Annotated in this window: 20 protein-coding genes and 1 tRNA gene; 10 read left to right on the top strand and 11 right to left on the bottom strand. The window is 60.0% G+C overall.

Translation table 11 applies throughout. The features are described 5' to 3' along the window. Positions 1-18 precede the first annotated feature (18 nt). Positions 19-1,227 carry an AI-2E family transporter gene (locus ACQY1K_RS08620; protein WP_062580694.1) on the bottom strand — a complete coding sequence of 403 codons (1,209 nt, stop codon included), beginning with the start codon at positions 1,225-1,227 and terminating at the stop codon, positions 19-21. Positions 1,228-1,495: 268 nt separating this feature from the next. Here ACQY1K_RS08620 and ACQY1K_RS08625 point away from each other — a divergent pair, with 268 nt between their 5' ends. Further along, positions 1,496-4,039, top strand: coding sequence for an HWE histidine kinase domain-containing protein (locus ACQY1K_RS08625; RefSeq protein WP_062458046.1), 2,544 nt, complete (start codon positions 1,496-1,498; stop codon positions 4,037-4,039). A gap of 37 nt (positions 4,040-4,076) precedes the next feature. Here the strand turns inward: ACQY1K_RS08625 and parE are convergent, their stop codons facing one another. Next, the gene (gene parE / locus ACQY1K_RS08630) at positions 4,077-6,128 is read right to left on the bottom strand and encodes a DNA topoisomerase IV subunit B (protein ID WP_430258803.1); all 2,052 of its coding nucleotides are present in this window, start codon (positions 6,126-6,128) and stop codon (positions 4,077-4,079) included. 195 nt (positions 6,129-6,323) lie between these two features. Here parE and ACQY1K_RS08635 point away from each other — a divergent pair, with 195 nt between their 5' ends. The 4 genes from ACQY1K_RS08635 (at position 6,324) to ACQY1K_RS08650 (ending at position 10,537) form a co-directional block, all read left to right on the top strand. Further along, positions 6,324-7,211, top strand: a complete 888-nt coding sequence (locus tag ACQY1K_RS08635) for an alpha/beta hydrolase (protein WP_430258805.1) — start codon at positions 6,324-6,326, stop codon at positions 7,209-7,211. A 244-nt stretch (positions 7,212-7,455) separates the two neighbouring features. Further along, the gene (tpiA, locus tag ACQY1K_RS08640) at positions 7,456-8,226 is read left to right on the top strand and encodes a triose-phosphate isomerase (protein WP_430258807.1); all 771 of its coding nucleotides are present in this window, start codon (positions 7,456-7,458) and stop codon (positions 8,224-8,226) included. Positions 8,227-8,320: 94 nt separating this feature from the next. After that, positions 8,321-8,773: a preprotein translocase subunit SecG gene (gene secG, locus ACQY1K_RS08645; protein WP_062456931.1), complete on the top strand. Its 453-nt coding sequence runs from the start codon at positions 8,321-8,323 to the stop codon at positions 8,771-8,773. A gap of 135 nt (positions 8,774-8,908) precedes the next feature. Beyond that, a complete protein-coding gene (locus ACQY1K_RS08650) occupies positions 8,909-10,537 on the top strand; it encodes a CTP synthase (protein WP_062456928.1) in 1,629 nt (542 codons plus the stop codon). Positions 10,538-10,583: 46 nt separating this feature from the next. Here ACQY1K_RS08650 and ACQY1K_RS08655 read toward each other — a convergent pair whose 3' ends face one another. The 7 genes from ACQY1K_RS08655 to ACQY1K_RS08685 form a co-directional block, all read right to left on the bottom strand. Beyond that, positions 10,584-12,050 carry a cryptochrome/photolyase family protein gene (locus tag ACQY1K_RS08655; protein WP_430258809.1) on the bottom strand — a complete coding sequence of 489 codons (1,467 nt, stop codon included), beginning with the start codon at positions 12,048-12,050 and terminating at the stop codon, positions 10,584-10,586. A 24-nt stretch (positions 12,051-12,074) separates the two neighbouring features. Further along, a complete protein-coding gene (locus ACQY1K_RS08660; protein ID WP_430258811.1) occupies positions 12,075-13,292 on the bottom strand; it encodes a molybdopterin molybdotransferase MoeA in 1,218 nt (405 codons plus the stop codon). Further along, positions 13,292-13,771, bottom strand: a complete 480-nt coding sequence (moaC, locus tag ACQY1K_RS08665) for a cyclic pyranopterin monophosphate synthase MoaC (RefSeq protein WP_062456920.1) — start codon at positions 13,769-13,771, stop codon at positions 13,292-13,294. Before moaC ends, ACQY1K_RS08660 begins: the two co-directional genes overlap by 1 nt. Then, on the bottom strand, positions 13,771-14,586 hold the full coding sequence (gene trpC / locus ACQY1K_RS08670; RefSeq protein WP_092662348.1) for an indole-3-glycerol phosphate synthase TrpC: 816 nt from the start codon (positions 14,584-14,586) through the stop codon (positions 13,771-13,773). The genes moaC and trpC overlap by 1 nt, the downstream gene beginning before the upstream one ends. Before the next feature lie 4 nt (positions 14,587-14,590). Next, entirely contained in the window at positions 14,591-15,607 is a 1,017-nt protein-coding gene (gene trpD, locus ACQY1K_RS08675; RefSeq protein WP_430258813.1) for an anthranilate phosphoribosyltransferase, read from the bottom strand. Between the two features lie 19 nt (positions 15,608-15,626). Continuing rightward, positions 15,627-17,519, bottom strand: coding sequence for a SurA N-terminal domain-containing protein (locus ACQY1K_RS08680; RefSeq protein WP_430258815.1), 1,893 nt, complete (start codon positions 17,517-17,519; stop codon positions 15,627-15,629). A gap of 325 nt (positions 17,520-17,844) precedes the next feature. Continuing rightward, on the bottom strand, positions 17,845-18,006 hold the full coding sequence (locus ACQY1K_RS08685) for a hypothetical protein (protein ID WP_092662350.1): 162 nt from the start codon (positions 18,004-18,006) through the stop codon (positions 17,845-17,847). A gap of 351 nt (positions 18,007-18,357) precedes the next feature. Here ACQY1K_RS08685 and ACQY1K_RS08690 point away from each other — a divergent pair, with 351 nt between their 5' ends. The 3 genes from ACQY1K_RS08690 to ACQY1K_RS08700 are packed head-to-tail and all read left to right on the top strand — an operon-like array spanning position 18,358 to position 22,016. Continuing rightward, positions 18,358-20,553 carry an ATP-binding protein gene (locus ACQY1K_RS08690; RefSeq protein ID WP_430258817.1) on the top strand — a complete coding sequence of 732 codons (2,196 nt, stop codon included), beginning with the start codon at positions 18,358-18,360 and terminating at the stop codon, positions 20,551-20,553. Then, positions 20,546-21,004, top strand: coding sequence for a response regulator (locus tag ACQY1K_RS08695; protein WP_062456905.1), 459 nt, complete (start codon positions 20,546-20,548; stop codon positions 21,002-21,004). The genes ACQY1K_RS08690 and ACQY1K_RS08695 overlap by 8 nt, the downstream gene beginning before the upstream one ends. Before the next feature lie 4 nt (positions 21,005-21,008). Then, positions 21,009-22,016 (top strand): sensor histidine kinase, encoded by a 1,008-nt coding sequence (locus tag ACQY1K_RS08700; RefSeq protein ID WP_244474045.1) that lies wholly within the window; start codon positions 21,009-21,011, stop codon positions 22,014-22,016. A gap of 82 nt (positions 22,017-22,098) precedes the next feature. Here ACQY1K_RS08700 and ACQY1K_RS08705 read toward each other — a convergent pair whose 3' ends face one another. Both ACQY1K_RS08705 and ACQY1K_RS08710 read right to left on the bottom strand, forming a co-directional pair. Beyond that, the gene (locus ACQY1K_RS08705; protein ID WP_209900868.1) at positions 22,099-22,530 is read right to left on the bottom strand and encodes a response regulator; all 432 of its coding nucleotides are present in this window, start codon (positions 22,528-22,530) and stop codon (positions 22,099-22,101) included. Positions 22,531-22,651: 121 nt separating this feature from the next. Continuing rightward, positions 22,652-22,741, bottom strand: a tRNA-Ser gene (locus tag ACQY1K_RS08710). Between the two features lie 324 nt (positions 22,742-23,065). On the opposite strand from ACQY1K_RS08710, the gene ACQY1K_RS08715 reads away from it, so the two are divergent. Together ACQY1K_RS08715 and ACQY1K_RS08720 are read left to right on the top strand one after the other, a co-directional pair. Beyond that, a complete protein-coding gene (locus ACQY1K_RS08715) occupies positions 23,066-24,202 on the top strand; it encodes a septal ring lytic transglycosylase RlpA family protein (RefSeq protein WP_430258819.1) in 1,137 nt (378 codons plus the stop codon). A 155-nt stretch (positions 24,203-24,357) separates the two neighbouring features. Continuing rightward, on the top strand, positions 24,358-25,527 hold the full coding sequence (locus ACQY1K_RS08720) for a D-alanyl-D-alanine carboxypeptidase family protein (protein WP_430258821.1): 1,170 nt from the start codon (positions 24,358-24,360) through the stop codon (positions 25,525-25,527). The last annotated feature ends 47 nt before the right edge of the window (positions 25,528-25,574 follow it).

Below are 25,574 nucleotides of genomic sequence, written 5' to 3' on the forward strand. Positions count from 1 at the left end.
CGCAGCGGGGCTGAACACTTAAGGCGTTTGCGCCTTTCGCTTATAGGCCCGCTCCGCCGCTTCGCTCGGCGACACCGCAAGGTCGGCCGATTGCACTTCGGTCGTCTCTGCCATCCGGACCTCGCGAATCCATTCCCGCCATATCGACACAATCAGCGCCATCAGAACCGGACCGATAAACAGTCCGAGAAAGCCCATGGTTTTCACACCACCGACAAGGCCGAAGAATGTGGGAAGGAATGGCAATTTGATAGGGCCGCCAACCAGGCGCGGACGAACCGTCTTGTCGACGATAAACAATTCCACCGCACCCCACGTGAACAGCCCGATCCCTGCGACGAACGAGCCGTTGGCAACGAGATAGGCAGATACCAGCGTGAACGAAAGCGGCGCGCCGCCCGGAATAAGCGCCATTACACCAGTGATGACCCCAAGTGTCACAGGCGAGGGGACGCCAGCAATCCAGTAGGCCACGCCAAGCACGATGCCTTCGCCGATCGCAATCAACGTCATCCCGGTCACCGTCGAACTAATTGTCGCCGGTACGACACGCGAAATCCGCTCCCACCGCGACGGCAGGATGCGCTCACCAACGAGATCAATCTGGCGTGAAAACGATGCGCCGTCACGATAAACGAAAAACAGCGCGATCATCATGAACAGCATGGTCAGAACGAGATGGAAGACGCCATCTCCGGCAGCAATCACGGCGCGGTAGATATTGCCGATATTGGCTCCGCTAACGATCTGTACAAGCTCGCCGATGGCGCCAGGTGACCCAACATGCTTTGTCCACTGCAACCCGAGCCAATCACCGGCCCAGGGAAGGCCGATGATCCAGGCTGGAGGCGGTGCCCCGAACCTGTTCACTTCGACCGCCCAGCTGAACCACTGGCGCAGTTCACCCGTGGTGTAGCTGATCGCGACGCCGATCGGCACAATCAGAAAGGCGAGGATGAACAGAATGGCAAGCGTCGCGGCGATTGTCGTGTTTCCGCCAACGCGGACCAAGAGCTTGCGATAAAGTGGCCAGCTCGCAAATCCAATGACCAAGGCGGCCAGAACCGGCACAAGGAAGCCGTAGAAGAAATAAATCGACGCAGCAACAATCAGGACCAGAAGCCATCGAGCTGCCGATATCGCCGGTATCAGAGCAATGCGATTGGGAGAGACCGGTCCCAGCCAACGCGGTTCTATAGGGATGTTCCGATCATCTTGCGCGCTCACGATATACTGCCACTCCCGATTGCTGTCGCCGATATGGTGTCTCGGCCATTACGCTGCAAGCCTACCGTGGACCTCTTAACCGAGCCCTTCATCGTCTGCCTATCCTTCAGATACGATACAAATGTGAAAACACCGAACCATAACTTCGTCTAGGGCATTGCGATGGCTAAACCGTCTTTGTCAGCGCCCCTTGTTTCGGTAGAGCAGAACAATAGATAACCGTAACGTACGCGTGTTTTATAAGAGACGAGATCCAAGGACTTTAATGATGCTCAATGCGGAGGCGGTCGACCTTACAAATTGCGACCGCGAGCCAATTCACATCCCAGGGAGCATTCAACCGCATGGTTGCCTTCTTGCCTGCGACTTAACTGGCGCTGAGATTCTTCACCACTCTGCGAATGTTGGAGAGATGCTCGGTGTTGAAGGTGACATCAACGGCCGGAGACTCGAGGACGTCGTCGGTGGCGAAGCGGCCCATTCGCTTCGCAACGCGCTCGCGACCTCCGATGATCCAGCACGCCCGGCGCTACGCCATGCCTTGCGACTCCCGTCAGGCAAAGCTTTCGACATCTCGTTGCATCGTTTCGATTCCAAGGTGATCATCGAGTTCGAGCCGGCTTCAAACGACGCCGACCAGCCGCTCGAAGTTGCGCGCATGTTGATCAGCCGCATTCGCAACATGAAGAGCATCGACAGGCTTATCGAGAACGCTGCAAGGCTGATGTTCGCCATGCTCGGATATGACCGCGTTATGGTCTATCGTTTCGAGGAGGAAGGGTCCGGCAAGGTCGTCAGCGAATACAAACGCCGCGACCTCGAGAGCTTCAAGGGCCAGTATTTTCCTGCAGCGGATATCCCCAAACAGGCACGCATTCTCTACATCAAGAACACCATCCGCGTCATCTCCAACGCTGACAACGAGCGTGTGGCCATCGTCCCTGAGTTGGGCGAAGACGGCCTGCCGCTCGATATGTCCTTCGCGCATCTGAGGAGTGTTTCGCCGATCCACTGCGAGTATCTTCGCAACATGGGCGTCTCTGCCTCGATGTCGGTGTCCATCATCGTTGATGGGGAGTTGTGGGGGCTGATGGCCTGCCACCACTATTCGCCAAAGACCTTGTCGATGCCCCAGCGCGTTGCGGCAGAAACGTTCGGCGAGTTCTTCTCCCTGCATTTGAGCGCGCTGAAACAGAAGCAACTTGTCGAAACGGCAAATCTTGCCAGACGTTCGCTCGACCGATTCCTTCAGATCGCTTCCAACCACAACGATATCAGCGGGTTGTTGAGAAGTTCACTGGATGATTTCGGCGGCATGCTACCCTGCGATGGGGTCGGGCTGTGGCTTGACGGGATCTGGACAGGGCAGGGGCTCGTGCCACAGGAGCATCTGGTTGCCGAACTGGCGGAACTGGTCGGCGGCGTCGCGGGCGGACGGATTTGGTCGACGGCCGAATTGTCTCGGTCGCTACCGTTGTCGATGATCTCGCCGGACGACGTGAGCGGCGTTCTTGCCATTTCGTTGTCCCAGCGCCCTCGCGACTATCTGTTTTTCTTCCGCAAGGAAGTCGTGCAGACCCTCGATTGGGCAGGCAATCCCGACAAGCAGTATACCAGCGGACCGCATGGGGAGCGACTGACGCCGAGGTCGAGCTTCGCCATTTGGAAAGAACAGGTGCGCCTCAAGGCTCAACCTTGGACCGATACGGATCTCGAGATTGCCGACGCCATCAGGGCAGTTCTTGTCGAAACCGTACTGCATCATAACGAACTGCTTGCGGACGAGCGCGGTAAGGCGGACGTGCGCCAGCGCATGCTCAACGAGGAGCTCAACCACCGCGTCAAGAACATCCTGTCTGTGATCAAGGCGCTCGTGGGGCATCCTGTGGATGACTCAAGACCGCTGTCCGATTACGTCGGCTCGCTGAAGGGACGCATTCAGGCATTGGCCTATGCGCACGATCAGGTCGTCCGCAGCGGCGATGGCGGACATCTGGCCGACCTTCTCGAAGCCGAACTGCAGCCCTATAAGGGAAGCGGCCGCATCGTGACGATGAGCGGACCGCGATTCTGGCTTGATAGCCGTGCGTTTTCCGTCATGGCCCTCGTCCTGCACGAAATGTCTACCAATGCTGCGAAATACGGTTCGCTCTCGGTATCTGACGGTCGGCTCGACATCGAGTGGGGCCGAAGTGCTGATGGCGATTGCGAGCTGACCTGGAAAGAAACCGGTGGTCCGGTCACAAAGGCGCCCAGTCGCAGTGGGTTCGGCAGTGTCCTTATCAGCCGCAGCATGCCCTTCGAGCTGGATGGTCGGGCATCGGTCGACTATCCGCCCGAGGGCGTCAACGCGGTCTTTGTCATCCCCTCCAAGCACGTTCACGCAGATGATGACGCGGCATCCGAGGACGATCTCCACCTGGATGGGCTCGGCGGACGGACGGCGAGCGAGCGATCACTCGGCAATCTGGAGTTCCTTCTTGTGGAAGATCAGATGCTGATCGCAGCAGATGTCGAGGCGATGCTGGCGGACAATGGTATCGACAAGGTAACGACATCGCCTTCGGTCTCGGACGCGCTTCGCCGCCTCAAGGATTTCACCCCGGACGTCGCGATCCTCGATGTCAATCTGGGATCCGGTACGTCGCTTCCAATCGCGGAAGAACTTCTGCGTCGTCACGTGCCCTTCGTGTTTGCGACGGGATACAGCGATCGCTCGATCATTCCGGCGACGTTTTCAGCGCCGGTTGTGCGCAAGCCTTATGAAGCGACGGCGTTGATCGCCGCCGTCAGCAAGGTTCTGGAACGATAGTTTCAAAATGCGACCGGAAGTCTTCCGGTCGCAGCAATCAGATATCGAGGTTATCGGCAAAGGCGGCGCGTTCCTGGATAAACCGGAATCGCGCCTCGGGCCTCGTGCCCATGAGATTGTCGACCGCCTCGCGCGTGCCTTCGAAATCCACCTCGTCGATCCCGACGCGCAGCAACGTGCGCTTGGCGGGGTCCATGGTCGTTTCCTTCAACTGCGCAGCCATCATCTCGCCAAGGCCTTTGAAGCGACCGATTTCGACTTTCTTGCCCTTGAACACCGTTTCCATCAATTCGGCCCGATGCGCGTCGTTGCGGGCATAGACGGTCTTGCCACCCTGCCGGATGACGTAAAGCGGCGGCACGGCCAGATAAAGATGGCTGCCGCGGATGAGTTCGGGCATTTCCTGATAGAAGAACGTGATCAGCAGCGATGCGATATGGGCGCCGTCGACATCGGCGTCGGTCATGATGATGACCCGCTCGTAGCGAAGATCCTCCTCGCGGTATTTCGTCCGCGTGCCGCAGCCAAGCGCCTGCACCAGATCTGCGATCTGCTGGTTGGCCGAGAGTTTCTCGCGGCTTGCCGAGCCGACGTTGAGGATTTTACCTCGGAGCGGAAGAATGGCCTGGTTCAACCGGTTACGGCCCTGCTTCGCCGAGCCGCCAGCCGAGTCACCCTCGACGATGAACAGTTCGGCGCCCTCGGCCGTGTTCTGTGAGCAATCGGCAAGCTTGCCGGGAAGGCGCAGCTTGCGCACGGCCGTCTTGCGATTGACCTCTTTTTCCTTGCGGCGACGAAGCCGCTCTTCGGAGCGCTCAATCACCCAGTCGAGCAGTTTCGCGGCCTCGTTGGGATTTCCGGTCAGGTAATGATCGAAGGGGTCGCGCAGAACGTTCTCGACGAGCCGCTGAGCCTCCACGGTCGCAAGCTTGTCCTTGGTCTGGCCGACAAATTCCGGCTCGCGGATAAAGACAGACAGCATGCCCACGGCCGAGATCATCACGTCATCCGTCGTAATTTCGCGGGCACGTTTGTTCTGGGTCAGTTCGGCGTAATTCTTCAGGCCTTTGGTCAGCGCGATGCGCAACCCGGCTTCATGAGTGCCACCTTCGGTCGTCGGGATGGTGTTGCAGTAGGAGTGAACCTGCGGGTCGCCACCATACCACGTGATCGCCCATTCCATGGCGCCGTGACCACCGGTCTTTTCGGTGCGGCCCGCAAAGATTTCGCGAGTGACGGTGAAATCCTTGCCGAGCGTGGCCGAAAGATAGTCTTTCAGACCGCCGGGAAAATGGAAGACTGCCTTGTCCGGCACATCGCCACCGGCCTGAACCAGTGACGGGTCGCAGCTCCAGCGGATTTCGACGCCGCCGAACAGATAAGCCTTCGAGCGCGCCATGCGGAAAATGCGACCGGCATCGAACTTCGCGTGATCGCCGAAGATCTGCGGATCCGGATGGAAGCGGACGCGGGTGCCGCGACGATTGTGTACGTCACCGAGTTCTTCGATCCCACCTTGCGGAACTCCGCGGGAAAAACGTTGGCGATAGAGCTTCTTGTTGCGCGCAACCTCGACTTCCAGCATGTCGGAAAGCGCGTTGACCACAGAGACGCCGACGCCATGGAGGCCGCCCGAGGTCTCGTAAGCCTTTCCGTCAAACTTACCGCCGGCGTGAAGCTTGGTCATGATGACTTCGAGCGTCGACTTGCCGGGCACTTGCGGATGGTTTTCCACAGGAATGCCACGACCGTTATCGGTAACCGTCAGGCAACCTTCGGTATCCAGATACACCTCGATGAAATTGGCATGGCCGGCCACGGCTTCGTCCATCGAGTTGTCGATGACCTCGGCAAACAGATGGTGGAGAGCCTTTTCGTCCGTGCCGCCGATATACATGCCGGGGCGCATACGCACCGGTTCCAGCCCCTCCAGCACGCGGATCGACGATGCGCCGTAGTCGTCGCCGTCGGCGGCGATTGTAGCCGGACGTCGCGGCGAAGGCGCTGCCTTGACGGCGGGTACAGGTTCCGCTGGCGCTGATCTGGGGAGAGCGGGCGTATCGGCAAAAAGGTCGTTATTGTCATCCATTGGCGGTGTCGGTACTACCTGTCGGGGTGCGGAGGAGATAGCCATACCCATCTCGTGCTGTTTCGAATCACATGCGATTTTGCCAGAAAACCGGCTTTCTCGCGATGCCGTACGCACACGGCGGCTCTGCCAGCAATGCTGCCTCGGCTTTAGCATGGCAAGTTGGAAGACAGAAGGTTCCGAATGAAAGCCCGCATGTCCACAGTTCATTTCTTTTTCGGCACGCTTCTTGCTGGCATGGTCGCGCTCACCGCTTCAGCAAGCCTCGCGCAGGAAGGCCCCATCAAGCCGTTCAAGGACGAGCTTTTCTCCAGGTTCGAGGTGCTGGAGACCAAGGATGGCGGCGCTTACGAGGTGGTCGACTACCAGGAACTGCGCGACATCAACGGACGTGACAGCGAGCCTGAGCGGCGGGTCACGAATGCCTATGTGGCGCTTGGACCGCGCCGTGTCCAGGAAAATGAAACCCTGGCCTTCTCCGGACGGACCCTTGATGTCACCAGGGTGGGACCTTCTCAAGGTGGCGCCTTCACGGTGATCTTCATTCACGGCAGGGGCGGCGACAGGCGGCTCGGCGTCAACGACTACACGTTCGGCGGCAATTTCAACCGGCTGAAGAACCTCGTCACCGCGTCAGGCGGGACCTACTATTCGCCGAGCGTAAAATCCTTCGACGACAAAGGTGCAGCCGATATCGCCGCCCTTATTCGCTATGCGTCGGAGAAATCGACTGGACGTCCAATCATCCTCGCCTGCGCCTCCATGGGTGGCTTCATCTGTCAGGCCGTGAGCCGTGACGCCACGACGATCCGCATTCTGGAGGGAATGGTTCTGCTTGGCGGTCCACCTGATCCGGGTCTGCCGTCGACGCCGTTTGCCAAGGCGAAACTGCCGGTCTATATCGCCCATGGCAGTGCCGACAGCGTCTACGCAGCCAGCGGACAGACCGAGATCTACCGGAAATTGCAGAGCGCCGGATACCCGGTCCGTATGTCCGTTTTCAACACGGGTGGGCACGGAACGCCGATCCGGATGATCGACTGGCGCAAAGCCCTCAATTTCGTGCTTATTGCCCACGAATAACCGGTTTAAGCGCAATCGGGCGTTTCAATGGATCTCAACCGATTGAATCGCGGCGTGCATCGCTTGCGGTGCGCGATGAGTGGGCTCTAGGCCGGTGTCCCGGCATCCATGATCCATCCAAGCACTTGAAATGCGTTCATTATTCAGCGTACGAAGTGTGAAAGGACATGTCGGGAGGCCTGTCCTGCACGTTTAGGTGGCGGCGCTCAACGGCGTCGGCTGGAGGAGAGGAACAGGGATCGACATGACACCAGAAATTCGCCCGCTTATTGCCGGAAACTGGAAGATGAACGGCACGAGGGACAGCCTTCCCGAGATCAAGGCGATTGCTCAGGGCGTGATGGGACCTCTCTCGGAAAAGGTCGAAACCCTGATATGCCCGCCGGCCACGCTTCTCTATGTGGCGACGGCGCTTTCGACAGACAGCCCGCTGATGATCGGCGCCCAGGATTGTCATCGGAAGGATTGCGGCGCGCATACCGGTGATATTTCAGCAAACATGATCGCCGACTGCTTCGGCACGCATGTGATCGTCGGCCATTCCGAACGGCGCGTCGATCATCGTGAAACGGACGCGACGGTTCGCGCCAAGGCCGAGGCTGCCCATGCAGCCGGATTGATCGCGATCGTCTGCGTCGGTGAAACGGCGGACGAACGCGACACCGGCCAGACACTCGATATCCTGAAGCGTCAGCTCGCTGGCTCCCTGCCTGACCATGCCACAGCCGCAAACACGGTCATAGCCTACGAGCCTGTATGGGCGATCGGATCCGGCGTGACGCCGACCGCGACAGATGTGGAAGCAGCGCACGCTTTCATGCGCGTAGAACTCGCCAAGAGGTTCGGCGACGAAGGCAAGGGGATGCGTCTCCTCTACGGCGGCTCGGTCAAGCCGGGCAATGCGGCGGAGCTGATGGCGATCGAAAATGTCGATGGCGCATTGATCGGTGGCGCCAGCTTGAAAGCCGACGATTTTCTCGCCATCTACGGCGTCTATGAGGCCTTGACCGCCTGAGCCATTCAATAGGGGCTTGGAAAGCGGGCGGGCCTCATGTAAAGAGCCGCCAAACTTCTTCTATTGCCTCGCCAACGGGGCAGGGATCTTATTCATGCAGACTGTTCTGATCGTCATTCATCTCATGATCGTGCTGGCGCTTGTCGGCGTCGTGCTGATCCAGCGCTCCGAAGGCGGAGGGCTTGGCATCGGCGGCGGTTCCGGCTTCATGTCGGCGCGCGGCACGGCAAACGCCCTGACCCGCACGACGGCGATCCTGGCGACGCTGTTTTTCGTCACGTCATTGGCGCTCGGTATTCTGGCACGCTACGAATCGCGTCCAACGGATATTCTCGACCGCATTCCGCAGAGCCAGCAGGGTTCAGGCAATGGTATCTTGAACCAGCTCGGCCCGGCACCGACCGCTCCGCCGGCAAGCAACGGCGTCCCATCGGATGGCGCGAGTTCAGCGCCTGCTCCGACAGCACCGGCAACGGGAGCACCGGCTCCTGCGACACCGGCCCCGGCAACGCCCGCTCCGACGAACAGCGTTCCAACCGGCCAGTAAGGCACGGTTGAAGGCAACAAACTCCGGCGGGCCAAAAGCCTGCCGGTTTTCGTTTGTGGAGATTCCACAGACTTTTTTCGGAAAAAGAAAATTCCGCTGGCGGAATCAGAAATCAGAAGGTATTCGGTGGCTCCCATGGCGCGATATGTATTCATCACAGGCGGCGTGGTTTCTTCCCTCGGAAAAGGAATTGCGGCCGCGGCCCTCGGAGCTCTGCTCCAGGCGAGGGGTTACCGGGTTCGGCTGAGGAAGCTCGATCCTTATCTCAACGTTGATCCGGGCACTATGAGCCCGACGCAGCACGGCGAGGTCTTCGTGACCGACGACGGCGCTGAGACCGATCTGGATCTCGGTCACTACGAGCGGTTCACCAGCCGTTCGGCGACCAAGACCGACAACATCACCACCGGCCGCATCTACAAGAACATCATCGACAAGGAACGCCGCGGCGACTACCTCGGCGCGACCGTTCAGGTCATTCCGCATGTCACCAACGAGATCAAGGATTTCGTCACCGAGGGCAATGAGGACTACGATTTCGTCCTCTGCGAAGTTGGCGGTACGGTCGGCGATATCGAAGCGATGCCGTTCATGGAGGCGATCCGCCAGGTCAAGAACGACTTGCCCCGCGGAACAACGATCTATCTGCATCTGACACTGATGCCGTTCATTGCTGCAGCCGGCGAGTTGAAGACCAAGCCGACCCAGCATTCCGTCAAGGAACTGCAGGCGCTGGGTATCGCGCCGGACATCCTGCTGGTGCGCGCAGACCGGGAAATCCCGGAGGCCGAGCGCCGCAAGCTTTCGCTGTTCTGCAACGTTCGCCCATCCGCGGTCATCCAGGCGCTCGACGTCGCCAATATCTACGACGTCCCGATGGCCTACCACAAGGAAGGCCTCGATTCGGAGGTGCTGGCTGCGTTCGGCATCGAACCGGCTCCCAAGCCCCGTCTGGACGCCTGGGAAGAGGTTTGCAACCGCATCCACACACCGGAAGGCGAAGTGACGATCGCGATCGTCGGCAAGTACACAGGCCTCAAGGACGCCTACAAGTCGTTGATCGAGGCCCTGCATCACGGCGGCATCGCCAATCACGTCAAGGTCAATCTCGAGTGGATCGAATCGGAAGTCTTCGAAAAAGAAGACCCGGCTCCGTGGCTTGAGAAGGTTCACGGCATTCTGGTCCCCGGCGGCTTCGGCGAACGCGGTTCCGAGGGCAAGATCCTCGCGGCGCAGTTTGCACGCGAACGCAAGGTTCCGTATTTCGGCATCTGCTTCGGCATGCAGATGGCGGTGGTGGAAGCCGCCCGTCATCTCGCCGGCATCGAAGACGCATCCTCGACCGAGTTTGGTCCTGCAAAGGAACCGGTCGTCGGTTTGATGACGGAATGGCTGAAGGGCAACGAGCTCGAGAAGCGGTCGACTGCCGGCAACCTCGGTGGCACGATGCGTCTCGGCGCCTATCAGGCAGCTCTGAAGAAGGGCACGAAGATCGCCGAGATCTACGGGTCGACGGATATCTCCGAGCGCCATCGTCACCGTTACGAAGTGAACGTCCAATACAAGGACCGCCTTGAAAACTGCGGCCTCGTCTTCTCGGGAATGTCACCGGACGGCCTTCTGCCGGAAACGGTCGAATATCCTGACCATCCGTGGTTCATTGGCGTTCAGTACCATCCGGAGCTGAAGAGCCGACCGCTCGATCCGCACCCGCTGTTCGCGAGTTTCGTCGAGGCAGCGCTCGAACAGAGCCGTCTCGTCTAAGACCTGAAAAACCCGGCTTCGGCCGGGTTTTTCTTTGCCCGCTTTTCTACTTGAGCGCCTTGTATGCGGCGAGCGCCCGGTCGCGGGCAAAGCCGTGATCCACGATGGGCTTTGGATAGGTCTTCCCCAGCTCGATCCCTGCCTTCTCCAGCACGGCCGCAGGCGCCTCGAACGGCTTGTGGATGTATTTGCGGTCGAGCTTTGCCAGTTCGGGCACATGCTCGCGAACGTAATCGCCGTCTGGATCGAATTTCTCGCCCTGCAGGATAGGGTTGAAGATCCGGAAGAACGGTGAGGCATCGGCGCCGCTGCCGGCCACCCACTGCCAGTTGGCGGAATTGTTGGCAGGATCCGCATCGACAAGCGCATCGCGGAACCACTGCTCGCCCTTGCGCCAGTCGATCATCAGATCCTTGATCATGAACGACGCCGTGATCATCCGCACCCGGTTGTGCATATAGCCGTGTTTCCACAACTGCCGCATACCGGCATCGACGATCGGATAACCCGTCATCCCCTTGGTCCAGGCCGTAAATTGCTTGGCATCGTATTGCCATTCGAATGCGTCGAACTTGTCGTCCCAGTTTTCGCGATCGAGGCCGGGAAATTCGATCAGCAGACCGTAGCAGAAATCGCGCCAGGCAAGCTCGCGGCGGAAGTGCGACACGTCTTCCGATGTCTTCGCCGGAAGACCTCTCGTCTCGTACCAGATGCGGGCAGGGGAAATCTCGCCATGGGTGAGGTGGGCAGACAGCGAAGACGTGGCGTCGATCGCCGGAAAGTCCCGACCGCGCTTGTAGTCGTGCAGGTCCCTGTCGATGATGTCCTTTAACTTCTCCCGCGCGCCCTGTTCTCCCGGTGTCCACATTTCGGAAAAACCCGAAGCCCAGTCCGGCTTTGCCGGCAGCAGGTCCCAGCCGTCCAGGCTTTCCGAACGGGGAAATTGCTTCGGGGCAGGGATGGACTTTGGGGTATCCATCGGCTCGTGCGGTTCGCCGAGCTTCTGCATCGCGTTCCAGAACGGTGTAAAAACCTTGAATGGCTTGCCCGCCCCCGTGCGGATCCGGTCCGGCTCGTGGAGAAGCTGGCCATGTAAGGCGCTGATGGCGATGCCCTTGTCTTTGAGGGCGACCGCGATTTCACGGTCGTAGTCCGTGCGTTCATAGGCGCGGTTGACGAAGACGGAGCGGGCGCCGGTCTTGTGGGCGATGTCGGACAGAACATCCTCGGCCTTTCCCCTAACGAGAATGAGGTCACTGCCGAGCGCTTTCAGCGCGCCCTTGAGTGCCGTCAGCGAATGATGCAGCCACCATTCCTGCGCGCCACCGAGAGGCCCGATGTTCAGTTCGTCGGGTTCGCGGATATAGACGGGGATGACCGGGCCGCCGGCATCGATCGCGGCATTCAGCGCCGCATTGTCATCGAGACGGAGATCCTTGCGAAACCACAGGATGGTCGGAATGTCTTTGTCAGTTGAATGATCGGCAGGCACGCGCTTCTCCGTTCGAGGCATCGCAAAGGACGCCTGGAAAGCGCCTTAGGAACGAATGAGCAATATAGGGCAGGGTGCACCGGCAGCCAGCTCCGGAGCGTGCGGCGGACGCACGATAAGGCCGTCGGATCGCGAAAATATCTTCATCATCGACGAATCCTGCTTTCCGAAAGCCTTGGCAACAAGATTTCCCGCCGCGTCACGCGTCACGCTCGCGCGAACATAGTCCTGCCGCTGGTCGTTCGCCTTCATATGCTCCGCTGTGACACCCATGACCTCGCGGTTCCTCTCGCTGAGACGCGCGAGCTTTCGCAGCAGCGGCTCGAGGAACAGGAGACTGGTCACAAGGCTTGCGACCGGGTTGCCGGGCAGGCCCAGAACATGCATGCCGTCGAGCGAACCGACCATCAGCGGTTTGCCGGGACGCATCGCGATCCGCCAGAAATCGAGTTCCATACCGGCGGCCTTCAGCGTCGACTGGACGAGGTCGTGATCGCCGACAGAAGCTCCACCGAGCGTGACCAGCACGTCGGCCTTTTCGAGCTGCGCCCGTGCGACAGCTGCAGCGATATCCGCCTGGTTGTCCTTGACGATGCCAAGGTCGAGAACCTCACCGCCGCTGGACCGCACCAGTGCGGCGACGCCGAACGTGTTGGAGGCAATGATCTGCGCGGTCGCTGGCGCACCGCCAGGAACTACAAGCTCGTCACCGGTCGCAAGGATCGCGACCCTTGGTCGCCGATAGATCCCAAGCGTCGGATGGTTCATCGCGGCGGCGACGGTTAGATGCGCGAAGTCGAGCACTGTGCCGCTCTTGAGGACGATCTCGCCCTCCGCGAAATCCTGGCCGCGGGGCCGCACATGCCGTCCTTCGACGACGGCAAATGCAGTGCGGATCCGGTCGCCCGCGATTCGCTCGGCATCTTCCTGGATGAGGACGGAATCAGCGCCCTGCGGCAGAGGTGCACCCGTGAAGATCCGCACCGTCTCGCCCGGACCGACAATGCCCTCGAAGGCATGGCCCGCAGACGCCGTCCCGATGACCGACAGTTCTGTGCCGACCGTGGACGCATCCGCTGCCCGTACTGCGTAGCCATCCATGGCGGACGCGTCGAACGGTGGCTGCGTCAGCCTCGCGGCCAGATCGGCAGCCAGCACGCGACCGTCGGCCTCGCCAAGCGGAACATTCACGATATCGTCGATCGGACGCGCTGCAGAGAGCAGCCGGCTCCTGGCATCCGCCACGGGGAGTAGTGCTTTCATCAGCCCTCCAGGCGGTATGTTCCGGACTTGCCGCCGGTCTTCTCGAGAAGCTGGATGCCGCCGATCTGCATGCCCTTGTCTGCGGCTTTCGCCATATCGTAGATCGTCAGGCAGGCAACGGACACCGCCGTCAGCGCTTCCATCTCGACGCCGGTCTTGCCGGTCAGCTTGGCGGTCGCCGTGACACGCAGACCGGGCAGGGCCGCGTCTTCGGTAATCTCGACCGAGACCTTGGTCAGCATCAGCGGATGGCAAAGAGGAATGAGATCGCTGGTCTTCTTCGCCGCCATGATCCCGGCGAGCCGCGCTGTTCCAATGACGTCACCCTTCTTGGCATTGCCATCCAGAATCAGCGCCAGCGTCTCGGGAAGCATCCTGACATGACCCTCGGCCGTCGCCGAGCGTACGGTTTCAGTCTTGTCGCCGACATCGACCATATGCGCTTCGCCGGCCGCATCGATATGAGTGAGTGTTGCCATTATTCGGCCGCCTGTGCGGAGAGCTCGCCGGACAGCAGCAGCCGCGTCGCCGCAGCAACGTCGTCCTGACGCATCAGGCTTTCACCGACGAGGAAGGTCTCGATATCAGCCTTCTGAAGCCGCTGGCAGTCGGCGTAGGTGAAGATGCCGCTTTCGCCGACGAGGAGTCGATCGGCTGGCACCATCGGTGCAAGTGTCTCACTGATGGCGAGATCGAGCTCGAACGTGCGCAGATTGCGGTTGTTGATCCCCACCAGCGGTGCCTCGAGCTTCAGCGCCCGCTCCATTTCAGGGGCGTCGTGCACTTCGATCAGCGCATCCATGCCAAGCTCGCCGGCGACCTCGTAGATCGCAAGCGCGTCGTCATCCGACAGCGCCGCCATGATGATCAGGATGCAGTCGGCTCCCCAGGCGCGCGCTTCGTGCACCTGGTAGGTCTCGAACATGAAATCCTTGCGCAGAACGGGCAGGGCGCAGGCAGCCTTTGCTGCGACCATGAATTCCGGCGCACCTTGAAAGCTCGGCGTATCTGTTAGAACAGACAGGCAGGCTGCACCGCCGGCCTCATAGGCTGCGGCGAGCGACGGCGGATCGAAATCTGGACGGATCAACCCTTTCGAAGGGCTCGCCTTCTTGATTTCGGCAATGAGACCAAAAATGCCGGCATCCTTCTTGGCCTGCAACGCACGCAGAAAACCGCGCGGAGCAGGCTGGTCGGCGGAACGAGCCTTTAGCTCAGTGAGCGGTACACTCGCCTTGGCCGCTGCGATTTCCTCGCGCTTATAGGCTTCGATCTTCTTGAGAATATCCGCCATTCGCTCAATCCTTCTCGTTCGATACGGCCACAAGCCGGTCAAGCGCTGCAGCGGCATTGCCGCTTTCGAGCGCGTTCGTGGCGATCGTCATGCCATCCTTCAGCGTTTCGGCCTTTCCGGCGACGACAAGCGCTGCCGCCGCGTTGCAGAGTGAAATGTCACGGTATGCATTCTTCGCCCCGCCGAGAACCGCCCGCAACGCCTTCGCATTGTGGATGCCGTCACCACCCTTGAGGTCGGCAAGCGTTGCCTGCGGCACGCCAAAATCGGCTGGGGTCAGCTCAAAGGAGCGGATACTGCCACCCTGCAGAGCGCAGACCTGCGTAACGCCTGTCGTGGTGATCTCGTCCAAACCCTGGCCATGCACGACCCAGACAGTCTCGGAGCCGAGACCGCGCAGCACCTCTGCGATCGGCTGCAGCCATTTCGGATCGAAAACGCCGAGCAACTGACGCTTGGCGCCTGCAGGGTTCGAGAGAGGACCTAGAATGTTGAAGATCGTCCGCGTGCCCAGTTCGACGCGGCTAGGCCCCACATGGCGCATCGCGGCGTGGTGCATCGAGGCGAACATGAAACCGATCCCGGCCTCGCGAATACAGCGGGCAATACGCTCCGGGCCAATTTCAAGGTTGACACCGAGGGCTGACAAAGCGTCCGCCGTGCCCGATTTGGAACTCAGCGCCCGGTTGCCATGCTTGGCGACGGGAACGCCTGTACCAGCCACGATGATCGACGCCAGTGTCGAGATGTTGTAGGTGCCGGCACCATCGCCACCGGTACCGACGATATCAACGGCATCGGCTGGTGCGTCGACCCGCAGCATCTTCTCGCGCATGGTCGTTACGGCGCCGGAAATCTCCGCCACCGTTTCTCCTCGTACGCGCAGCGCAATCAGAAACCCGCCGATCTGCGAGGGCGTCGCCTCGCCGGACATCAGAATGTCGAACGCCTGACGCGCCTCATCCAGCGTGAGGCTCTCCCCGGCAGCAACTTTGGCGATGAAGGGTTTCAGCTCAGGCATTCTTTGGCTCTCAAGTCGCTTAGTATTGCGCGGGCGCAGCCGACTGATTGACGGCGGCCTGGTTGATCGAAACACCGTAGGTGTTCTTGAGGCTGTTGACCATCTGATCGAGCATGTCATCGCCGGCAGAATCGGCCATGCGCTGGAGTTGCTCGTCGCCGGCAAGCGCATCGCTCGTGGCCTGATCGACCGCCGTCACCTTCAGAAGAAGGCGGCTCTCGCCGTCGGATCCGAGCGCTGTTCCAGTCACGCCGACCGGTCCGGCAAAGGCTGCCGCAATCGCTTCGTTGCCGAAGATGGCGTCCTCGCCGTTGCGGCGCAGGCCTGACTTCGTTTCGATGGCGACGCCGAGATCCTCAGCGATTACTGCCAGCGTCTCGCCCTTGTCGAGGCGACCCTTGAGGTCGGCCGTGCGTGCGGAAAGCGCCTGACGCTGCTGATCAGCCGTCCAGTCGGCAACGGCCCGGTCGCGGACTTCGCTAAGCGGACGTTCCCGTTCCGGCGTGACGTTGCGGACCTCGAACCAGACGAAGCCGTCCGTGCCAACCGTCAGCGGCAGCGTATCGGCGCCGGGATCGGTGCGGAAGACGTCGGTCAAAAGCGTGGTACCACTCGGGAGATCCGCAATGCGCTTGTCCTGCGGATCAAGACCGGATGCATTGGCCGTGACCGTGACGAGCTTGAGGTTCAGATCCTTTGCTGCGTCTTCAAGCGTCGTCCCGTTGCTGCGCAACTCCTCGAAGCGGTCATGTGCCGTGTTGAGTTCCTGCGAGGCGGCCGCGACCGCAATCTGCTGGCGCAACTCGCCCTTGACCTCGTCGAAGGCGCGGGTGGTTTCCGGGCGAACGTTGGAGACCCGTAAAATGACGGGACCGAATGTACCTTGAACGGCTGGCGTGATGCCGCCATTCGCGCCAAGCTTGAAGGCCGCTTCTGCAATTGCCTCATCCGGAACAGCGTCGCGGGTAAAGTCGCCGAGGCGAACGTCGGCTGCGGTTTTGCCCTGGTCCGCCATGACCTGGTCGAACGTCGTCGTTCCGGCGCGCAACTGCGTCGCCGCAGCTTCTGCCATTTCCATGTTGGGGAAGGGCAGCTGCTCGATGGTGCGCGTCTCGCTCGTCTTGAAGCTGGCGATCCGCTTGTCGTATTCGGCCCGCGCCTGCTCGTCGGTGATCGAAGACGCATCCGCGATGTCGGATGGCTGCAGCTTCACATAGGCAAACGTGCGGTATTCCGGGGCACGATAGCGGCTCTTCGCACCTTCGAACCATTGCGCCAGAATATCATCCGTCGGTGCTTTTACGGGATCGATATTGGCGTTCGACAAAAGCAGATATTCGACCGTGCGGCTTTCGTCCCGATACTGCTTCAATGCATCGATCAGAACCTGCGGCGGTTTGAACCCGTCGGACACCGATTCGACGATCTGGCTGCGGACAGCAACCTTGCTGCGCTCCTTGATGTAATCGTCCTCGCGAAGGCCGGCATTGCGCAGGCGGGATGTGAACAAGGCACGGTCGAACTGACCGTTGACGCCCTGGAATGCAGGGTCTTCGCTGATCAGGATACCGAGCTTGTCTTCTGAAAGACCGAGATTCATGTCGTCGGAAAGCTGATCGAGTGCAGCGCCTGCGGCGAGCTGTGCGAACACCTCGTTCTCGACGCCGAATGCACGTGCCTGTTCCGCGGTCAGCGGTGCGCCGAACTGACGACCGATATTGGCGACCTGCCGCTGATAGGCCAGCCTGAACTCTTCAGACGAGATCTGCTGATCGCCCACCGTCAGGACGGTATTGCTGTTCGATCCGATCAGGGAGTGCGAAATGCCCCAGATGCCGAAGGATGCGGCAAGAACCAGGAGCAGGAGTTTTGCGACCCAGGAGCGGGCTGCGTTTCTGAGCGAATTGAGCATCGGCGATATTACCTATCAGTCGTAGTGCCGCCTTTCCGGCGGTTTGAGCGAATGTCTCTAGAACAATCTGCAACGGAAATGAAGGCGTTGACGCGCAAAAGCGCGCAGGCACCACCATTGTCCGCCCCACTGACTATTTCGTGAAGGTAATGGCAGGGATTATATGACGACGACAGTCACGACAGCCGGGCCCGGTGGGCACTCTATCCCCGCTATTGATCGAAACGACCCGTTTCGCCGAACGCTGCTCAGCATCTCCACGGGCGAGCCGTCTCAGGCCCGGCGTCGCGTCCGCTCATTCGCCGCCAGTGTACGTTTTAGCGCGTTAGTGGTAGGTTTCGGTGGAGACGTCGTCGTCCATGATGCGAAATGCTTCGTAAAGCGCTTCGACGAGCACGTCGGTAAGGCTGTCGCCATCGCCGTCCTGCAGGAAAAGGCCAATGGCCTGTTCGGATGGCTGGCTCGTGTGTTCGGTTTCTTTAGACATTCATTGTCCCCTAACTGTCGCGATTGATTCCGACAAGGGCAGGCTAGATAATCGCGCTTGCGTGGAACTGGAGTTCTTCTGGCGCGAAGAGACGCGGCGCCGACAATCGTAAAGGTGAGCAATCACTGTTTGAGGACCATTGGCATTCATCCGAATCTTGCTCGTGTTTGTCAGCGAATAATGAAGTTGGGACGGCGAAGTTCCCTCGATTCCGAGCCGATGGGTAGCGGCTCGGTTTACATGAATCGTCCAGTTTGTATTTTGGCTTGTGAAACGACAGGACTAATTTAGAAGCCTGTTTGCCTCTGAACCGCAGTGGAATGCGGGCGGAGATGAGGGAGAAAAAGCATTTTGGATCGATCGGAAATCAACCTGGAATCCTGCGCGCAGGAGCCGATCCATATACCGGGTGCGATCCAGCCGCATGGTGCGCTGATCGTTCTGCGGCCGACTGATCTCACGGTCCTGCAGGCAAGCCGCAATGCCGGCGCGTTTTTTGGTGCTGATCTGCGCCTCGGCGGTCCCGCGCCGGTGATCCTTGATCCACTGAATGACGACATCAGAAATTGGCATGAGTTGAGCGAAGCCGTTTTCCAGACAGATATCTCCGATGCAACACTGACGGCGCATCGATCTGGTGGACTTGTTATCCTGGAAGTCGAGCGTTCGGGAGCGCAGACACTCGGCAGCCTGTTTGCGCGCCTGCGCGGTTTTGCGCAGGTTCTGTCGACGCAGGCCGATGTGGCGGGTTCGCTTGCGGCGGCCGCTCGCTTTGTTCACGACCTGACAGGGTTCGATCGCGTCCTCGTCTACAAGTTCGACGACGACTGGAACGGACACGTTGTCGCGGAAGCAGGCAATGGCAGGTTGCCATCGTATCTCGACCTGCGTTTCCCGGCGGGCGACATACCGGCACAGGCGCGTGCGCTCTACGCCGCCAATCGCTTGCGGGTCATTCCCGACGCATCCTATGAACCTGTGCCGATAGACGCTGGTCGCGGATCCGGGACCGCAGGCAGTCCGCTTGATCTGAGCTTCTCGCAGCTGCGCAGCGTTTCGCCGGTGCATCTCGAATACATGCACAACATGGGCACGGCCGCATCCATGTCCATGTCGATCATAATCGACGGACGCCTTTGGGGGCTTGTCGCTTGCCATAGCGCCGAGCCTCACATGGTTCCGGTCAGGGTGCGCGATGCCTGCGACTTTATCGTCCAGTCGCTCGCCATGCGGATCGCAGCGCAAGTTCACTCCCAGGACGCCACCCGCCGCGTCGAGCTGGCGCGCATCTCCGGTGATCTTCTGCGGGCAATGACATCTGCCTCGTCCTGGAGCGAGGGATTGGAGACCTTGCCGAAGGATCTGGTCGCGCAGGTCGGTGCCTCGGGAGCCGCCATTATTGCACAGGGAGAGTGCCACAAGGTGGGGATCACCCCGACGGACGACGAAGTTCGCTCCATCGTCGGCTGGCTTTCCGGCAGAGCGGACGACGACATCTTCGCCACCACATCGCTTGCTGCGGACTTTCCATCGGCTGAAGCGTTTGCCGGCGAGGCAAGCGGCATCATCGCCATTCGTTTGTCCGAGCTTTACGAGAACTGGCTGATCTGGTTCCGGCCCGAGGTGATCCGCACGGTCCAGTGGGCTGGAGACCCGCATAAGATTGTCCAGGAAAAAGGACGTATCCATCCGCGGAAATCCTTTCAGGCCTGGAGCGAAAATGTCCGGCTCCATTCTCAGGCCTGGAGCGAAGCAGAACTTTCTGCTGCACGCGACCTTCGCAACGCGATCGTCGGGATCGTCTTGCGAAAGGCTGAAGAGCTGGGTGAACTCACCAGCGAACTGCAGCGCTCCAACAAGGAGCTTGAAGCTTTCTCCTATTCGGTGTCGCACGATCTGAGGGCGCCGTTCCGGCACATCGTCGGCTTCGCTCAGTTGCTGACAGACCGGGAAAACAATCTCGACGAAAAGTCTCGCCACTACCTTCGGACCATCTCCGATTCGGCGCTGGCAGCGGGCAGGCTCGTGGATGGCCTGCTCAATTTTTCGCAGCTGGGGCGTGCCGCGATCACCCATAAGCATGTCGACATGAACAAGCTAGTCGCCGAGGTTGTGAAGAGCGTGATTCTGAACCAAGACGACCGAGCGATCTCGTGGTCGATCGAGCCGTTGCCGACCGCCTGGGGCGATGCCACGCTGTTGCGGCAGGTCTGGTTCAACATCATCGAAAACGCGGTAAAGTACAGCAGGCACCGCAACCCCGCAGAAATCCGCGTCCGGGGCTCCGTCAAAGGCGATGTGACCACCTACAGCGTCAGCGACAACGGCGTCGGGTTCGACATGGCTTATGTCGGCAAACTGTTCGGGGTCTTCCAGCGGCTCCAGCGCGCCGAAGACTTCGAGGGGACCGGTATCGGCCTTGCTCTTGTGCGCAGGATCGTCGAACGCCATAACGGAAGCATTACCGCCCATGGGGAAGTGGACAAGGGCGCAACCTTTGTCTTTGCCCTGCCAGGCCCTGAGAAGAAAGGCCGCGCCCATGCCTGAACTACGCCCGATACTGCTTGTCGAAGACAGCCCACGCGACCTGGAACTCACGCTCGCGGCGTTGGAAAAGTGCCAGCTTGCCAACGAGATTGTCGTTGCTCGCGATGGCGCCGAGGCGATCGATTATCTCTTCGGAACCGGGATTCATGAAGGTCGCCCGTCCGGCGATCCGACCGTCGTGCTGCTTGATCTGAAACTTCCCAAGATCGATGGTCTCGAAGTCCTCGAGCGTGTCAAGAAAGACGAGAGACTGCACCACATTCCGATCGTCATGCTGACGTCGTCGAGGGAAGAGCAGGATCTGGTGCGAAGCTACGAGCTCGGCGTCAACGCCTTCGTCGTGAAGCCTGTCGAGTTCAAGCAGTTCTTCAAGGCCATTCAGGATCTCGGGGTATTTTGGGCTCTCTTGAATGAACCACCTCCTGGATACCGCGCCAAAGACGGAGGCTAACAGAGTGCAGCACAATCCACGCCTACTCATGCTGGAGGACAGCCCGCTCGATGCCGAATTGATCCGCGAGCAGCTTGAACTGTTGACGAAAAAGCCGGAGATCCGTCTCGTCAGCAACCGCGGTGAATTTGTGAAAGCGCTGGAAGCGCGCGATTTCGACCTCATCCTTTCGGATTTTTCGCTGCCCGATTTCGACGGTATGGCGGCGCTGGACATGGCAAGCCGCGAGGTGCCGGAGATACCATTCATCTTTGTCTCCGGTATCCTCGGGGAGGAGGCCGCAATCGAATCGTTTCGGCGTGGCGCGACGGACTACGTTCTGAAGCAACGGTTGATACGCTTGCCCGCTGCCGTCGAGCGGGCACTGGCGGAGGCTCACGAGAAAGCCGAGCACCGGCGTGCGCAGAACCAGAAGGAACTGCTCGTCCGCGAACTGAGCCATCGGGTGAAAAATACCATGGCCATGGTCATGTCGCTCGTACGCCGGACTGCAAAGAGCAGTCACACGGTCGATGACTACGCGTCGAACCTGCTTGGCAGGCTTCGGGCGATGGCTGACGCACATGCGCTCCTGTTCGAAACGAACTGGAGCAAGGCGGAGCTTGCCGACGTCGTACGTCGAACCCTGGCACCGTATATGGAGGGCCGCGGCAACCGGTTCGTGATCGATCCCGGTCCGACCGTTCATCTCGACCCGAAGTCCGCGCTGGCGCTCAGCCTGGTCTTCAACGAACTGACGACCAATGCGGTGAAATACGGCGGACTGTCACAGGATGGCGGTCATATCGCGATCAGCTGGGTGCGCGACGCCGTGAAGGAGGGAAAGGCAACCATGACCCTCACCTGGCAGGAGATTGGCGGCCCGACCGTCACGCCACCCGAGCAACAGGGTTTTGGTACGACGCTGGTGGAGCGAAGCATCCAGTATGAACTCCGAGGGAACGTCGAAATAGACTATGCCGAGACAGGCCTCGTTTGCCGGATCACCTTCCCGATACCGTCATTCGACTGAAGTTCGGAACTCCGGCGCGGCTGCCCCTTTAGGCGCCGCGTCGAAACTGTGTCAGAACGAACTTTGATGAGCGCCCGAGCGCCTAGTTCCGGATCTTCGACGAAGGCGCGTCACGTGGTTCCTGAGTGGCCCCGAATGTCTCTTCCATCAGCGAGGAAAGCTTGTGGGCCGTCCAGGGCTTGGGAAGCAGCGGCAATCCCTTCAGCCTCGTCTTGACTTCCGGCAGCTCGGCGTAACCGGTGCAGACGATGATGGGGACAGAACGTGCCTGCAGTTCCTCGATCACCGGAAAGGACAACTCGCCGTGCAGGTTGAGATCGACCACCGCGCCGGCAAGCTCGTTGCGAGGGATGGCATCGAGCGCATCGACCAGACGTCCAAACGGTCCGACGACTTCGTGTCCACGGTCGAGGAGGTAATCCTCCATGTCCATGGCAAGAAGGAGGTCATCCTCCAACAGGAGAATTTTCGCGGATTCGGTATAGGCTGTGCTATCGGACATCATTTCACGCATGGTTAAAACAGGAAGTTGCGAAATGGCGAGCGGTACGCTTTTTTCAAGGGCAAAAAGCCCGCAGGCATTACAGACATGACGTGTATGGAACGCTGCCACTCTTTTCGATGCGATCGGCTGATGGCGGAAGAGGTGGGATTCGAACCCACGGTACGGTCTCCCGCACGCCGGTTTTCAAGACCGGTTCCTTAAACCACTCGGACACTCTTCCTCGCTGTCAGGCTTTATAATCGCAGAACTGCCGTCGTCAACTGGAGATGCGCTTCGATTGCTGCACTGGTACCCTAGTCTTTGCGGGGGAAGGCGGCAATCAAAGTATTAATAGAATATTACTTTAAGTATCCGTTAACCATACTGGATACAATTTTAATTACTCAACAGTTTTCGTTCGCATTTTAGCCACGAAAAAAGCAAATCTAGGCATCCATCAAAGACGGGGCCGAACGGGTCTCGCTTGGTTCATTGATCGGAACGACGAATCGATCTTCGAGGCTCAAGCGCTCGTTGTGGCAAGAAATTATGGGGCGGACAGGTTTTGCGTTTGAGTGGCGGTATTGTTTCGCTAAGTGCGAAGTGGCTTGGCATGACGGTGGTTTTCGCGGCGATGGCATCCTGTGCCACGACAAAGCCGACGCCTGAACCTGCGCAGAAGCAGGTACGCAGCAAGGAATACTTCTCCGAGAAGGAGTATGGCGTCAAAGCCAGTCCGCGCGTCGTCAAGGACGGACAGCCGGTACCGAAAGGCGGCGGTCGCTTTATGGTCGGCCAGCCTTACCAGGTGAGGGGCAAGACCTACGTTCCCAAGGAAGATCCGCAGTATAACAAGAGTGGTCTCGCATCGTGGTATGGTTCGGCCTTCCATGGCCGTTATACCGCCAATGGCGAGGTCTATGATTCTGCCAGCCTCACGGCAGCCCATCCGACGTTTCCGCTGCCAAGCTATGCCCGCGTCACCAATGTCGAAAACGGCTCGTCGGTCATCGTGCGCGTCAATGACCGCGGCCCGTATCACGCCGGCCGCATCCTCGACGTGTCCAGCAAGACCGCCGAGCTCCTCGATATGAAGCGTTCGGGCACTGCCAAGGTCAATGTCCAGTATGTCGGCCGCGCTCGTATGGATGGTGAGGATACACCGTTCCTGATGGCGTCCTACATCCGCAAGGGCGATCGACTGCCGTCCTTCAATCCGGGTGGCGGTCAGAGTTCAAGCGGCATGATGGTCGCGTCGAACCAGCCATTGCGTGACCAGATGCAGAGCTTCGGTTCGTCCGTACCGACGCCTGCCGCCTATCCGAGCCGTGCGCAGAGCAACGCATCCTCGAAGAGGGGCTTCCAACAGGCCGAGCAGTATGCGGCGTCGCCGCGCCCGGTCGAGCGTTCGACGGCTGAGACTGTTCGTGCCCAGGCACCGCAGCGACAGGTCGCGGCAGTTGCGCCAAAGCCGGCACCAGTTCAGGCTCCGACCCAGAAGGCGATCGCAGCCCCGGCTCAGCAGCAGGTTGCAAGCCAGCAGCGTTACGTTCAGCCAGTCGCTCCGGCGCGGGCAGAACAGCAGATCCGCCCGGTCGCAAATCGGGCACAGCAGGCCTGGACCTCCGAAACTGCCTATGTCGAGCCGCCTAAGGGCCACAAGCAGCAGGTCATGTTCGGCAACGTCCTGCTGCAGGACTAAGCGGCCCAGCACGGCCCGACCCTGAGGCGACGCGTCTGACGTCCCGATCGGCAGCGCGTTGTTCGCGCTGTCTTCCGCAAAGCATCCTATCTCCGAAAATTGATTCCGGTTCGCGGATCGATGCTGTAGGCATAGGTCGAAACGTTTCTGGGGGCATGATGCGACGCTTTCTGTTTTCGGCCTGCCTGTGCGTCACGGCAGCCTTTTCCGCGACACAGACCGTGTCTGCGCAGGACGCCGCACCAGCCTTCGCGACCAAGGCCAGACAGGTCTATATGGTCGAGGAAAAGACCGGCACGGTGCTGCTTTCGGCAAACGAAAACCAGTCTATTCCGGCAGCCTCGCTCGCCAAGCTGATGACCATGGAAGTGGTGTTCAGCGCGCTCCAGCGCGGCGAGATCACACCCGAAACCAGCTATCCCGTAACCGAGTTTGCCTGGCGCACCGGTGGCGCGCCATCGGGCACAACGACGATGTTTGCGGCGCTGAAATCGCAGATGAAGGTCGACGACCTGATCCGGGGCGTGATCATCCAGAATGCCAACGACGCCTGCATCATTCTGGCAGAAGGACTGTCTCGCTCCGAGGCCGAATTCGCGACGCGCATGAACGCGCGCGCCAAGGATCTGGGACTTACGCGCTCTGCATTCGGCAATTCCACGGGCCTTCCTTCTGCCGAAAGCCGGACCACCACCCGTGACATGGTGGAACTCGCGCGGCACCTTCAAAAGACATATCCGCAATACTACCCGCTCTACGCCCAGCCGGACTTCACCTGGAACAAGATCTTTCAGCGCAACAAAAACCCGCTGCTTGCGCTCAATCTCGGCATAGACGGGCTTGGAGCCGGCTATGCGGAAGGCGCAGGTTTCTCGTTCGTCGCTTCGGCACAGCGCGAAGGAACACGGCTGTTCCTCGCCATGGGGGGACTTGCCAGTGACAAGGAGCGGGTGGAAGAGGCGCGCCGGGTGATGGAGTGGGGGCTCTCCTCGTTTCAGACCAAGGTGATCTTCGCGCAAGGCGAGGTGATCGGCCAGGCAAGCGTCTATGGCGGCACCAGCCGCCACGTCGACCTCGTCGCGCAGGAGCCGGTCGATCTCTACCTGCCAACCAACAGCCCCGATCGCCTTTCGGGTCAGATCGTCTACCGCTGGCCGCTTCGTGCTCCCGTCACGAAAGGACAGGAAATCGGCGTCCTCAGAATCTCGTCCGGAGACCGTCTGGTCCGGGAAGTGCCGCTGATGACGGCGGACGCCATCGAAGACGGGACACTCTTCAACAAGGCGACGGACGCGGTTCTGGAACTGATGTTGTTCTGGCTTTGACATGTTCCGTGACGCGCCAATATGGGCTATGAACCGACCGACAGGCG

Source organism: Neorhizobium sp. IRS_2294 (genome assembly GCF_050500145.1).
In the GTDB taxonomy this organism is placed as follows: Bacteria; Pseudomonadota; Alphaproteobacteria; order Rhizobiales; family Rhizobiaceae; genus Neorhizobium; species Neorhizobium soli.

Bases quoted from the DNA above. Each gene is read 5' to 3' on its own strand.
- ACQY1K_RS08695 (WP_062456905.1), top strand. From the start codon at position 20,546: ATGCCTGAACTACGCCCGATACTGCTTGTCGAAGACAGCCCACGCGAC.
- ACQY1K_RS08680 (WP_430258815.1), bottom strand. From the start codon at position 17,519: ATGCTCAATTCGCTCAGAAACGCAGCCCGCTCCTGGGTCGCAAAACTC.
- ACQY1K_RS08705 (WP_209900868.1), bottom strand. From the start codon at position 22,530: ATGCGTGAAATGATGTCCGATAGCACAGCCTATACCGAATCCGCGAAA.
- ACQY1K_RS08625 (WP_062458046.1), top strand. From the start codon at position 1,496: ATGCTCAATGCGGAGGCGGTCGACCTTACAAATTGCGACCGCGAGCCA.
- ACQY1K_RS08635 (WP_430258805.1), top strand. From the start codon at position 6,324: ATGTCCACAGTTCATTTCTTTTTCGGCACGCTTCTTGCTGGCATGGTC.
- ACQY1K_RS08660 (WP_430258811.1), bottom strand. From the start codon at position 13,292: ATGAAAGCACTACTCCCCGTGGCGGATGCCAGGAGCCGGCTGCTCTCT.
- ACQY1K_RS08650 (WP_062456928.1), top strand. From the start codon at position 8,909: ATGGCGCGATATGTATTCATCACAGGCGGCGTGGTTTCTTCCCTCGGA.
- trpC (WP_092662348.1), bottom strand. From the start codon at position 14,586: ATGGCGGATATTCTCAAGAAGATCGAAGCCTATAAGCGCGAGGAAATC.
- trpD (WP_430258813.1), bottom strand. From the start codon at position 15,607: ATGCCTGAGCTGAAACCCTTCATCGCCAAAGTTGCTGCCGGGGAGAGC.
- parE (WP_430258803.1), bottom strand. From the start codon at position 6,128: ATGGATGACAATAACGACCTTTTTGCCGATACGCCCGCTCTCCCCAGA.
- ACQY1K_RS08655 (WP_430258809.1), bottom strand. From the start codon at position 12,050: ATGCCTCGAACGGAGAAGCGCGTGCCTGCCGATCATTCAACTGACAAA.
- ACQY1K_RS08685 (WP_092662350.1), bottom strand. From the start codon at position 18,006: ATGTCTAAAGAAACCGAACACACGAGCCAGCCATCCGAACAGGCCATT.
- ACQY1K_RS08720 (WP_430258821.1), top strand. From the start codon at position 24,358: ATGATGCGACGCTTTCTGTTTTCGGCCTGCCTGTGCGTCACGGCAGCC.
- tpiA (WP_430258807.1), top strand. From the start codon at position 7,456: ATGACACCAGAAATTCGCCCGCTTATTGCCGGAAACTGGAAGATGAAC.
- secG (WP_062456931.1), top strand. From the start codon at position 8,321: ATGCAGACTGTTCTGATCGTCATTCATCTCATGATCGTGCTGGCGCTT.
- moaC (WP_062456920.1), bottom strand. From the start codon at position 13,771: ATGGCAACACTCACTCATATCGATGCGGCCGGCGAAGCGCATATGGTC.